The sequence below is a fragment of the Clostridium cibarium genome, from assembly GCF_014836335.1.
In the GTDB taxonomy this organism is placed as follows: Bacteria; Bacillota; Clostridia; order Clostridiales; family Clostridiaceae; genus Clostridium; species Clostridium cibarium.
Genome location: NZ_JACSRA010000051.1, coordinates 1 through 12,545, shown reverse-complemented (window position 1 = coordinate 12,545; position 12,545 = coordinate 1). Strand labels below are relative to the sequence as shown.

The window sequence follows — 12,545 nt, the reverse complement described above, 5'->3', positions numbered from 1 at the left end:
CCTATAGTTCCATCATCTAAATAAACCTCAACTTCAACTGTTGGAAAACATCTAGAATCTAATATTTGTCTTCCTACTATATCAACAATTTCAACATATTTTTTCATAAGATCACTCCTTGCTTTTTATAATTTGTTAAAAAAAGATCTATACAGAATGTATAGATCTTTTTTCTGTATATTCTAGATACAATTGTGAAAAGAAATTAATATATAGAATATGATGTATTAACTTAATTATTATGCATAAATGTGCGAATATGCATTGAGGTGTTTTTTGACTTCTAAATCACAATTATAAATACAATGTTATTGATAATCATTATCAACTTTGATTATATTTTAACTGCTTTGCTATCACTTGTCAATTATTTTTTATCTTGAAATTAAAAATATATGAGATAACTCATAGGTAAGAAGTAAGAGATTTAATTTTAAAAATTGTGCATTTATAATTCATTATTGAATTATTTAAGCATATTCATACTAATGTAGTGATGTAATTATATTGAGTTATCTATGGAGAAAAATATATAATACCATTGCTACATTACAAATATATTGTGAATTAAAATTATTATGGAGATGATATTTATGAAGGGTTTTGCAATGTTAGGTGTTAATAAGGTAGGATGGATAGAAAAGGAGAAGCCCATTGCAGGGGCATATGATGCAATTGTACGCCCATTAGCTGTATCACCATGTACATCAGATATACACACTGTTTTTGAAGGCGCTTTAGGGGAAAGAAAAAACATGATTCTGGGACATGAGGCTGTAGGTGAAATTGTTGAAATTGGAAGTGAAGTTAAGGAATTTAAAGTGGGAGACAGAGTTATTGTACCTTGTACAACTCCAGATTGGAGATCATTAGAGGTCCAAGCTGGTTTTCAACAACATTCAAATGGTATGCTTGCAGGATGGAAGTTTTCAAATTTTAAAGATGGAGTATTTGCAGAATATTTTCATGTAAATGATGCAGATATGAATCTTGCAATTTTGCCAAAAGAGATATCAGTAGAAAATGCAGTTATGATAACAGATATGATGACAACAGGTTTTCATGGGGCTGAACTTGCAGAAATACAGATGGGATCAAGTGTTGTAGTTATTGGAATTGGTGCAGTTGGACTAATGGCTATAGCAGGAGCTAAATTGCGTGGAGCAGGTAGAATAATAGGTGTAGGAAGTAGACCTGTGTGTGTTGAAACAGCTAAGTTTTATGGTGCCACAGATATTGTGAACTATAAAGATGGAGATATAGTTAAACAAATTATGAATTTGACAGACAATAAGGGTGTTGACCGTGTAATCATGGCTGGCGGTGGTGCAGAAACTTTAGCACAGGCAGTATCTATGGTTAAACCTGGTGGAATAATTTCAAATATCAATTATCATGGAAATGGTGAAACTTTGCCAATACCTCGTGTTGAATGGGGATGCGGAATGGCACATAAGACTATAAGAGGAGGATTATGTCCAGGAGGACGACTTAGAGCAGAAATGCTAAGGGACATGGTAGTGTATAATAGAGTTGATTTAAGTAAGTTAGTTACTCATGTATATCATGGTTTTGAACATATAGAAGAAGCTCTTTTACTTATGAAGAATAAGCCAAAAGATTTGATTAAAGCAGTAGTTATATTATAGAAGATTTCGCTTTAAGTAGAAAAACTAGTACTATATGTACTAGTTTTTCTACTTATTTTCTCTAAACAAAGCATTTCCAACACATATATTACGTATAAGTATATATAGGCATCCGCCAAAGAAAGCAATAAATTCTACATCATACTCATGAAATTCTGCTTAAAAAATAAATTGTCTTACCAAAATTGATCCGATTAAAAACATCATAACTAAAAAACGCTTCAGTTGTTATTTTTTGTTTTTGAATTGAAACTCTTTCATCTATGATAATATTTTTTTTCATATTGATTCCTCCCAAAATAAATCATTTAGTATTTTCCCAAGTGCTTTGCATATTGCAATACAAAGATTTAATGATTTCATTAAATATATTTTTAATACAAACAATCTTTTTAATGTAAATACCTGGTTATGTTTCACGAAAATTATAATTAACACATATTATAAATAGAAGAGACTTATCACAAATTTAGTGATATGAATTTCAAATTAATGATTATTAAATAGAAGGAGTAAAAAAATATGGCTATTGAAGGGTTACACAATGTACAGATACTTCGTGGTTTACAAACCAATAGATCTTTACTAAGTTGTACTGCTGATGGATCCGAAATTAACTTATGGAGTATAGATGATGGTATGGGACGCTAGAGATGGAAATTTACACTTGTTAATGGTGAAACTGATGTTTATAATATTAAAATTGTTGAAGGGGTTACTTCTACTCTTAAATATTTAAGCTGTACTGCTGATGGATCTCAGGTTAATTTATGGGATCAAGATGACGGTACAGGACGTCAAAGATGGAAAGTTATACCTGTTGAAGCATCTCCAACTTGTTCAACTTATCTTATTAAAGTTGCAGCTGGTGTTTCAACATTTAAAAGATATCTAAGTTGTACTGCTGATGGATCTCAAGTTAATTTATGGGATTATGATGATGGAAGTGGACGTCAGAGGTGGCAATTACAAGGAACTTGGCAGGCATAAGGGGATTTAATAGTGGCAAGTATTAATTATAACTATGTTCTTAGTTAGATTTTTAGTTTAGTATTTATAAATTTTCAAATCAAAAGAGATATTTCATGTAGATCTGCATGAAATATCTCTTTCTCAACTTTTATATAAATTAATCCATATTTAAATCAACATCATCTAAAGGTACAACTTTAGTCTTATGTTTAATTTTATACCATAAATATAATCCAACGAATAATGGGATTCCTATGTATGATGCAATTAAGCCTTGCCAATCAATACCATCAGGTTTTATACATGAATAACCTTGACCTAATATTATAAGTATACACATTATAAGAGCAAGTATAGGCCCAAAGGGAAATAATCTAGATTTATATTTTAAATCTTTTATATTTCTGCCGCTATGGACATAGGCTTTTCTAAATCTATAATGACAGATTGCTATACCTAACCAAGCTATAAATCCTGCAAGTCCAGAAGCTGCAACTAGCCAAACGTAAACGGTACTTTCTGCATATAGACCTGTTAAAAAGCAAGCAGAAGAAATTAAAGTTGTTAAAATAATTGCATTTACTGGTACTCCTCTTTTGTTTGTTTTTGAAAATAATTTAGGAGCCATTCCTTCTTTAGCCATTGAGAAAAGCATTCTACTTGAAGCATACATACCTGAGTTACCTGCTGATAATACAGAAGTTAATATAATTGCATTTATTAATGAAGCAGCTCCAGCTATACCAGCCTTTTCAAATACCATTGTAAAAGGACTTGTATCAACGCTAGCTTCAGTAAATGGTATAATAGCTCCCAAAACAATTATTGTTCCTAAATAAAATACTAGTATTCTCCAGAATATTGATTTTATAGCTCTAGGAATAGTTTTTTCAGGATTTTCACTTTCACCTGCAGCAATTCCAATAAGTTCAGTTCCTTGAAAGGAGAAACCTGCAATTAGAAAAATAGCAAATATAGAGTTTATGCCACCATGGAATGGGCCATCAGCAATAAAATAATTATGAAAGCCTATTTCATCTCCGCCCATTATACCTAAAATCATTAGTACACCAATTACTAAAAATATAATAACTGTCACTACCTTAATTCCAGCAAACCAGTATTCTGATTCACCGTATGCTTTTGAAGATAGAAGGTTTAATCCTACTATAATTACTAAAAATAATATGCTCCAGAAAAATCCATCTATATCAGGAAACCAGTATTTCATAATTAAAGAACCTGCAACCATCTCAGCAGCTATAGTTATTGCCCAGTTATACCAGTAGTTCCATCCAAGGGCAAATCCAAGAGCTGGATCTATAAATTTTGTAGCATAAGTACTAAATGAACCAGAGATTGGCATAAATGTTGCCATTTCTCCAAGGCTAGTAATTAAAAAATATACCATAACACCTATTAGACCGTAAGCTAATAATGCCCCACCTGGGCCAGCTTGGTTAATAGTATCTCCCATTGCAAGGAATATACCTGTACCAATGGATCCTCCTAAGGCTATCATGTTTAAATGCCTTGCTTTTAAACTTCTTTTTAACTCGTGATTTTTTTCACTCATTTTAATATATCCTCCTTATGGTTTTAAATTTCCATAAGTAACTAACTAAGATAATATAATAAATTTAGACAATAAAAAAAGCCATGAAAGCATATTCATGACATAAATACGAAAACTATATATTTTAATAAATATTAGAAGTAACGTATATTTTCATTGAAAATAGCTCTCCACAAAATATTTTGTGACAGTCTTATGCATGTTATACATAGGACCAGTAAATAGTATTAAAGCAATTAGCTATTTACTTCGGCGAAAGTTCCTTTCGTATTACTTCATTGAGCTTACCTCCATAATACTACTCTTAAATTTCGCACCTCTATCTCAGTTATCTACTTTTTGTTTTATAAGTTATTATGCAATAAAAATATGAATAAGTCAATACATAAATGCTTCGTGAAAAATAAAGATAAAAAACGAAAAAAATATGGATAATAATTAATAAACTTTTAATTATTTGCTAAAATATTAAATATTTTAAAAGGATTTACTTAGAGTATGTTTAATAAAATGCTTAAAGTTTTATATTTATTTTAATTGATGTTTTTATTTTTTTATATATGTTTTAATTTTGAGAATAATATAAATTATATTAATAAAAATAATTAAGAGAGGTGATAAAATGAGTACCAAATATAAGAATACTAAAAAGAAGATGGCATCCTTAGGTCTTAAGAAAAGTATGAATGGTGATTATGTCTATATAGATAGTAGAGATAAAAATTCAGAATTTGTACCAGTAAGAAATAAGGATAAAAAGGAAAGCCATTAGTGATATGTTTACTAATGAAGCTAATTTATGCTATGACTATATAATAATTATAAGGGGGATTTTAGAATGAAAGTGTTACTTATGAGTATTACTTTGAGAGCATCTTGGGTACATTCATTAAAGGAAAAGAGGATGATAGTAAAAAGTATTTTGCAAAAGTTAAGAAATAAATATAATATTTCAGTTGGAGAAGTTGATAAGCAGGATATTCATCAAACTATTGTTATTGGAATTGCAGCTGTATGTGGAAGTTCAGCAGTGCTAAGTTCAACTGCACTCAATATAATAGATTATATTGAGTGTAATACTGACGCTGAGATAGTTGGAATTGAGCAGGATGAAGAGATTTTTTGATGTTTTTTAATTCATCTAATTATCTTTAGAGTTGTGGAAAGCTATATATAAAGGAAAAATGAGTTTCATAACTTATTATTTAGATTTGCTACATATAAGGTTATTTTTTTGATATAATAATTTCTAGTGGGTTAACGCAAGTAGAAAGGAATTTAAGAATAATATGAAGAATAAAGGTCATTTAATCCCGTATATCACTGCAATAATAACTAATTTTATTTTTGGATTTAGTTTTCTATTTTCAAAGAATGCCTTAAGTATATCTGATCCTATAAGTTTACTGGCTTTTAGATTTTTAGCGGCTTTTCTTGTAATGACAGTACTTATAATGTTAAAAGTAATAAAAGTAAACTATAAAAATAAGCCGTTAAAGTGGTTAATTATTCTAGCTACCATAGAGCCTATTATTTATTTTATTTTTGAAACTTTTGGATTAAAAAAGACATCAACTTCTTTAGGTGGTCTGATGATTGCTCTAATACCTATAATAGTAACGATTTTAGCTGTATTCCTACTAAATGAAAAACCATCATTAAAACAATCAGTAAGTATCGTGTTGTCAGTATCAGGAGTGATGTTAATAATTTTGATGGAGAATTCAAATGATACTGGAGGTTCAATGCTAGGAGTGTTTCTTCTTAGTGGGGCAGTGCTTTCAGCGGCTTTTTTTAATATAATTGCTAGAAAGATATCAAATGATTTTACTCCTATTGAAGTAACTTATTTTATGATGTTTTTAGGAGCTATATGTTTTAATGGAATTTCAATATTCAATCATATAATGGATAAGAATATTTCAACATATTTTAAACCCTTGGAAAATACAACTTTCATAATTTCTGTTTTATATCTTGGAATAATATCATCAGTATTGGCTTATTTTTTAGCTAATTATACATTAGCAAAGCTTGAAGCTTCAAGATCAGCAATATTTGCAAATATTTCAACTATTGTATCTATAATAGCTGGAGTAGTATTCTTGCATGAAAGTTTTCATATGTATCATATTATAGGTTCAATAATGATATTGATAGGGGTATGGGGGACAAATTATTTTAAGGGTGTTAAAGATTATAGTAAAGGAAATTACACTACTATTGTAGAAGAAAATAATATAATTTAGTACTGAAAAAGGTATTGATTCTAATAAGGAAATAATATTAGAATCAATACCTTTTTATATATAATTTTTATTTACCTTTAAAATAAGCATGAGTACCATCATATTCTCCAAAAGAAATTAGATAATCGGTGCATCCTTTTGGTAGAGTAAAAATTAAACGTCCTTTTTCAGGTACACCTATTTTTAATACTTTTTCACTAGGCTCATTTAAATTTAAAGTAGTTGTAACAAAAAGTATTCCATTATATGTTAATCCTTCGCCATCTAAACCGTCTATTTCAGCATTAATTTCTTCATTAGGTCCATATTCATTAGTAGGAAATCCAGCTGGTAGTGTTATAGCATATTCGGCAACAGCATATTCAATTTGATCACTGTCAAGAGGTGAAATTCTAGTATTATGAGTAGAATTATATTCAGCAACTATTCTTTGGGCGTCTTCACCTCTAATAACATTTGTTAATGATACATTAGCATCATGAATAGATGAATCTACAGCAAATTTTGATGCAATACCTGTTTGTCCAATTTGAAGTAATGATGTTAAAGTAGATTGTTTAGCCTCACTACTATTTGTTGCAGGTGTTTCTTCTTTTTGAGCAGTATCATCTGATTTTGGAGTGTTTTCTTCAGTAGATGATATCTCATTATTTTTTAGTTCTTCTTTTTTGCTACCACAAGCTAATAAGTTTATAGATACTAAAGCAATAAGTGCTAGCAGCATAATCTTCTTTCTCATTATAAATCTCCTTTTTATCGTAGTTAAAAATACAGTATATACTTATGAATAATACCATATTTTTCTTAAAAAAGAAACAAAATAAGTCAATTTACGCACAAATATTACAAATTGAAAATACTTATTAATGAAATTTTTAGAATAGTTGTTGGTTTTCTTAACTTATTTGAATTATAATTATGAAGAATAAGTTATAAAGATAGGGGGAGTATTGTGAGAATTCTTTTGAAATATATAACTAGATGTATGATAGAGAAGAAAGCTAGATTTTGCTTGTTGATTTTAGCTATAGCAATGAGCACAGGATTGTTAATAACAATTTCAGGAACTGTTAAAGTTGCAGTTAGTAGTTTTGAAAAGCCTATGAAGGAATCATTTGAAAATAAAGAAATAAGTATATCTACAAAAAATGGAGAGCCTTTCTTAAAGTTAGAAGAAATTAAAATGGAAGGGATTAAGGATTTAGAGGGAGAAATTGAATTATTAGCAACAACTAAGGAAGAAGAAAATAATATTAGCGTTTCAGGAAGAGTAGAAAAAAATATAAATAAGGACAACTTAATTGAAGGTAGTATAGATAATTTCAGTGGGCAGAAGTGTATAATCTCTAAGAAAATATCTAATGAAAAAAATCTGAATATAGATGATGAATTAGAAATAATCATAGCAGGACAAATCAAAAAGTACAGGATTGCGGTAGTAAGTGCAAACGATAATTTATTCTATAATGATAATAAAAGTTCTTATTCAATAATAGTGCCATATGAAGATATAGCTAAGTTTTTAAAGGTTGAAGGAAAATATAATTATGTAACAGCTAATAAGGATTTAGATAATATAAAAGAAAGTATAAGTAAATTTAATGATAACAATACACAGTTTAAAGCAAAGGAACTTTATGATATTAAAGCTGTAGAAGAAGAGTTGAAGTCATTTACTTCAGTATTATATGCAATGCTTATTATAGTGTTATGCATGAGTGCAATAATTATTTATGGTTCATTTAAATTAACTATTACAGAAAGATTATCAGTAATAGGAACATTTCTAAGCCAGGGAGCAACAAATTGGAATGTAGAAAAAATCCTGTTTTTTGAGAGTATAGGATATGGAGCAGTAGGAGCAATTTTAGGAGATGCTTTAGGGTATGGAGGGTTATATTTAGTAAATACATATATTTCGAAACTAAGCGATATAGGTAATATTGAAAGTTTCTCAGTAGACCCAAGATGTTTTTTAATGGGATCTGCTTTTGCAATTATTTTTTCTGTTATATCTGCTTTCGTTCCAATATTAAGGATAAGAAAATTAGAGGTAAAAGAAGTTATATTAAACAATGTAAATATATCAATGAGTATAGGATGGAAAAGATTTATTATTGGAACAAATTTGATAGTTATTTCGATACTTATAAATTCAAGATCAGAAGAATGGGTTAATTATTTAAGTGGGATACTTATACTGGTATCAGTAATAGGTGTAATTCTTATGTATCCTAAAATTATTGATTTATTAACTAATTTTTTATTCAAGATATTTAGGGGAAAGAGTAAAGTAATAATATTAGCTCTTAATAATTTAAAAACATCAAAGGTTCTTATGGGAAATATTACTCTTATTGTTATTTCGATGTTATCAATATTCATGATTACATCAATAGGGACAAGCCTTAAGAATTTAGTTGTTGGAGCTTATGACGTTATGAATTTTGATATATCAGTAAGTAATATTGTAGGTGTGCCTGGCATTAATGGATATAGTATAACTGATAAGATAATAGATAAAATTAAAGGAAATCCTAATATTGATCTAGGTAGTATTCAAATATCAAAAGAGGCAAATGCAAAAGTTAATAACGAAACTATGGCCTTTTTTGAAGGAATAGATAGCGATAAGTACCAAAGTTTTAATAGTTATTTAGAACTAGATAACAGTAAATATCGGGACATGTATAAAAGGTTTCAAGAATCTACGGATAGTGAGATTATTATTACTGATAAGCTAAAAAAATCTTTAAATGTGAAAGTTGGAGATAAAGTTTCTGTTGAAGTGAATGACATTAAAAAAGACTTAAAAATTATAGGTATAATTGATGGAAAGTTATATTATACTGGACAATTTATATTAATGAAAAATTCAGATATGAAAAAAGAATTTATGATTGAAGAAGCTAGTAAAATAGTATTTAAAACTACTAAGTCTCAAGAAGAGGTTAGAGATGAGTTAAAGCCTGTTATAAAAGAACTTGGAGCAAAAGTAATTACAAAAGATGAAATTCAGAAGGATAATATAGAAAACAATCAATTAACTGTTAATATTTTAAGTATATTTTCATACTTAGCTATTTTTATAGCTACTTTAGGTGTGTTAAATAATATAATAATAAGTTTCTTGCAAAGAAAGAGAGAATTAGCAGTGTTAAGTTCAATAGGAATGTCTGATGGATCGAGAAGTAAAATGTTACTTACTGAATCTATATTATCAGTAATATGGGCTGTAGCTATAGCAATGCCTTATAGCTATTTAGGACTATCATTGCTTACAAAAACTATGACTATAATAGGCCTGCCTATGGATATAGTACTAGATGTGAAATCTGTGCCTGTATATGGAGTAGCGGCTTTAATATTAATTTTATTAGCATCATTACCTATAATGTTAAAGAACAAGAAGTTATCAATTATAAATGAATTAAAGTATGAGTAAAGGTGAGATTTTTATGAATATAATAGAGGTTAAAAATTTAAATAAATCATTTAATGTTGGAAAAGAGTGTATACATGTATTGAAGAATATAAATTTAAATGTTCGAAAAGGTGAATTTATTTCAATTATGGGTCCATCAGGAGGTGGAAAATCCACATTACTATATTTATTAGGGGGGTTAGATAAACCTACTTCAGGAATAGTAAGCATAGAGGGTAAGGATATTAGTAAAATCAAAAAGAAAGAAATAAGTTGGATGAGAAGAAATAGAATAGGTTTTGTATTTCAATTTTATAATTTAGTACCTAATTTAAGTGTAGAAGATAATATAATGTTGCCAGTAATATTAGATGGCAAAAAGATTAAGGATTATAATAAAAGGCTTGATGAAATATTAGATATAATTGGGATGAAGGAAAAGAGAAAGATGACTCCAAGGGAGTTGTCAGGAGGACAGCAGCAGCGAGTTGCTATAGCTAGGGCATTAATTTTTGAGCCAGAGATAATTTTCTTGGATGAGCCTATAGGTAATTTAGACTCTAAAACAGGAACTGAGATTATGGAGATATTTAGAAGAGTAAATCGAGAATATGGAAAAACTTTAATTCAAGTTACTCATTCAGCTGAATCAGCAAGATATGGAACATCTGTTATAAGATTGATAGATGGAGAGATAGTTGATAGAGAAGATCTTAAAAACAAATAGTATAGGATATAAAAAAGTACTAAAGCATTTACTTGCTTTAGTACTTTTTATTATATAAATAATTTTATTGCATAAATAAGAATTCCAGAAATAATTGCAGTTATTGGGATAGTCAATACCCAAGCCCAAACTATATTCTTAGCAACGCCCCATTTAACTGACTTTACATTTTTTGAAGAACCAACACCCATTATAGTTGTTGTAGCTATATGGGTTGTACTAACTGGAGCGTGAAATAATGAAGCTGTAAGGATTACTGAAGCAGCTCCTAATTGTGATGCGAAACCACTAACTGGATTTAATTTAGCAACACCGCTTCCCATAGTTTTAATTATTTTCTTTCCACCTAAAGAAGTTCCTAGTGCCATAGCTAAAGCACAGCATGCAATAACCCAAGTTGGAACTTTAAATTCGCTTACAAAACCACCACTTACTAGAGCCATAGTTATTATTCCCATGGATTTTTGAGCATCATTTCCACCGTGATTTAGAGACATAAAAGCTCCAGCTAATACTTGAAGTTTTAAAAAAAGTCTATTTATTACGCTTATTTTAAAAGGTTTTAAAATAAAGTTTAATATTATCATTAATATGTAACCAACAGCGAATCCTATCACTGGAGAAAGGAATAACCATAAAACAACACTGCTTAGAAGGTTATACCAATTAATTGAATTAAATGATGCAAAATAAGCTATTCCGCCGCCAACCAATGCACCGATTAATGCATGAGAAGAACTACTTGGAATACCAAAATACCATGTGATTAAGTTCCAAATTATAGCTGAAATTAAAACACATAGTATAACCCATTGTGGGAGTCCACTAACAATGTTACTACCTACAGTTTTAGCAACTGCAGTTCCCGTAAAAGCACCAATAAAATTAAATATGGCACATAAAAGTATAGCGCGTTTGGGATTAAGGGCTTTTGTAGTTATAGTAGTAGCAACAGCTGTTGCTGTATCATGAAATCCATTAATAAAATCAAAGATTAATGTAAAAATTACTATTAATGTTGTTATTATAACAGCATTAGGCATTCTTAATAACCACTCCTTCTACGATTTTTGCGATCTTCTCGCAGTTATCGATAGTGTTTTCTAAAATTTGATATATTTCTTTCCACTTAATAACTGTTAGTGGATCTGTTTCGGTATTAAATAATTCTGCAACTGTTTTTCTAAATACCTTGTCAGCTTCACTTTCGTACTTACATATGTTTGAAAGTTGCTGAGATATATTTTTAGACTTATAGCCTTTAATCCTAAGCTCATCCATTACTGCAACAAGTTCTGTAGTAGCTTGCACTAATAAGTCACATATTTTTTTAGAACCTTCAGTACATTCCTCTATATTAAACATTATAAATCTATGCATAGTTGAATTGATTAAATCTAGTATGTTATCCATTTCAGTAACTAGTTCGTAAATATCTTCTCTATCTATTGGTGTTATAAAGGCTTCATTTAATTCCCTAATTACGTTACGTACTAATTCATCACCCTTATTTTCACAATCCTCTGTCATATTTACATCGGTATTTTTGTTAACTAGTGAGTTTAAGGTTGATCTTAAGATTAGTGCTGCTTCGTTTACATTTTTTGCTGAATCTGAAAACATTCTATAAAACTTGTCTTCTTTTGGTTTGTTATTAAACATTTGGTCACTTCCTTTATACAATATAGTATTATATTTTAATACTCAAACACTATAAGTATATTCGATTTCAAGGAAAATGAAAATAGTTTTTTTTACTACTTTATTAGAATATAGATTGTTTTAGACAATTTATTTATATATTCAGAAGGAGACAAAGGTTAAATTCTTATTAATTTAAAAAGTACTAAAGTAAAATTATACTTTAGTACTTTTTTATGTGTGCCCAGCATGGGCACGTACTAGTCGGTGAAAGTCCGATATGGGGGTTGATAGTGCCAACCATTAG

The 12,545-nt window shown here is 29.1% G+C and carries 12 protein-coding genes, 1 pseudogene and 1 riboswitch; of the genes and pseudogenes, 7 read left to right on the top strand and 6 right to left on the bottom strand.

The features are described from left to right. The first annotated feature begins 593 nt into the window (after window positions 1-593). Entirely contained in the window at window positions 594-1,649 is a 1,056-nt protein-coding gene (locus tag H9661_RS18980; protein ID WP_143318647.1) for an NAD(P)-dependent alcohol dehydrogenase, read from the top strand. Window positions 1,650-1,794: 145 nt separating this feature from the next. On the opposite strand, the gene H9661_RS18975 is transcribed toward H9661_RS18980, so the two are convergent. Next, entirely contained in the window at window positions 1,795-1,932 is a 138-nt protein-coding gene (locus H9661_RS18975; RefSeq protein WP_185966918.1) for a hypothetical protein, read from the bottom strand. Further along, a pseudogene (locus H9661_RS19790) lies at window positions 1,929-2,006 on the bottom strand (helix-turn-helix transcriptional regulator); the annotation flags it as partial. The pseudogene H9661_RS19790 and the gene H9661_RS18975, both read right to left, overlap by 4 nt. A gap of 165 nt (window positions 2,007-2,171) precedes the next feature. Here H9661_RS19790 and H9661_RS19955 point away from each other — a divergent pair. Then, window positions 2,172-2,300, top strand: coding sequence for a hypothetical protein (locus tag H9661_RS19955; protein WP_279290193.1), 129 nt, complete (start codon window positions 2,172-2,174; stop codon window positions 2,298-2,300). A gap of 478 nt (window positions 2,301-2,778) precedes the next feature. Here H9661_RS19955 and H9661_RS18960 read toward each other — a convergent pair whose 3' ends face one another. Further along, window positions 2,779-4,197, bottom strand: a complete 1,419-nt coding sequence (locus tag H9661_RS18960; RefSeq protein ID WP_191770352.1) for an amino acid permease — start codon at window positions 4,195-4,197, stop codon at window positions 2,779-2,781. Window positions 4,198-4,352: 155 nt separating this feature from the next. Then, window positions 4,353-4,527: riboswitch (Lysine riboswitch) on the bottom strand. 292 nt (window positions 4,528-4,819) lie between these two features. Here H9661_RS18960 and H9661_RS18955 point away from each other — a divergent pair. The 3 genes from H9661_RS18955 to H9661_RS18945 all read left to right on the top strand — a co-directional run bounded on the left by H9661_RS18955 (window position 4,820) and on the right by H9661_RS18945 (window position 6,446). Next, on the top strand, window positions 4,820-4,969 hold the full coding sequence (locus tag H9661_RS18955) for a hypothetical protein (RefSeq protein ID WP_185966919.1): 150 nt from the start codon (window positions 4,820-4,822) through the stop codon (window positions 4,967-4,969). Window positions 4,970-5,035: 66 nt separating this feature from the next. Then, window positions 5,036-5,323 carry a DUF503 domain-containing protein gene (locus tag H9661_RS18950; RefSeq protein WP_143318619.1) on the top strand — a complete coding sequence of 96 codons (288 nt, stop codon included), beginning with the start codon at window positions 5,036-5,038 and terminating at the stop codon, window positions 5,321-5,323. Window positions 5,324-5,486: 163 nt separating this feature from the next. Continuing rightward, entirely contained in the window at window positions 5,487-6,446 is a 960-nt protein-coding gene (locus H9661_RS18945; RefSeq protein WP_191770350.1) for a DMT family transporter, read from the top strand. Window positions 6,447-6,513: 67 nt separating this feature from the next. Here H9661_RS18945 and H9661_RS18940 read toward each other — a convergent pair whose 3' ends face one another. Further along, the gene (locus tag H9661_RS18940; RefSeq protein ID WP_191770348.1) at window positions 6,514-7,185 is read right to left on the bottom strand and encodes a hypothetical protein; all 672 of its coding nucleotides are present in this window, start codon (window positions 7,183-7,185) and stop codon (window positions 6,514-6,516) included. Window positions 7,186-7,398: 213 nt separating this feature from the next. Between H9661_RS18940 and H9661_RS18935 the strand changes: the two genes are divergently transcribed. Continuing rightward, entirely contained in the window at window positions 7,399-9,891 is a 2,493-nt protein-coding gene (locus tag H9661_RS18935) for an FtsX-like permease family protein (protein WP_191770346.1), read from the top strand. A 13-nt stretch (window positions 9,892-9,904) separates the two neighbouring features. Beyond that, window positions 9,905-10,597, top strand: coding sequence for an ABC transporter ATP-binding protein (locus tag H9661_RS18930; RefSeq protein WP_191770344.1), 693 nt, complete (start codon window positions 9,905-9,907; stop codon window positions 10,595-10,597). A gap of 50 nt (window positions 10,598-10,647) precedes the next feature. Here H9661_RS18930 and H9661_RS18925 read toward each other — a convergent pair whose 3' ends face one another. Further along, on the bottom strand, window positions 10,648-11,640 hold the full coding sequence (locus H9661_RS18925; protein ID WP_143316682.1) for an inorganic phosphate transporter: 993 nt from the start codon (window positions 11,638-11,640) through the stop codon (window positions 10,648-10,650). Then, window positions 11,633-12,259, bottom strand: coding sequence for a DUF47 domain-containing protein (locus H9661_RS18920; protein ID WP_191770342.1), 627 nt, complete (start codon window positions 12,257-12,259; stop codon window positions 11,633-11,635). Before H9661_RS18920 ends, H9661_RS18925 begins: the two co-directional genes overlap by 8 nt. Window positions 12,260-12,545 lie beyond the last annotated feature (286 nt).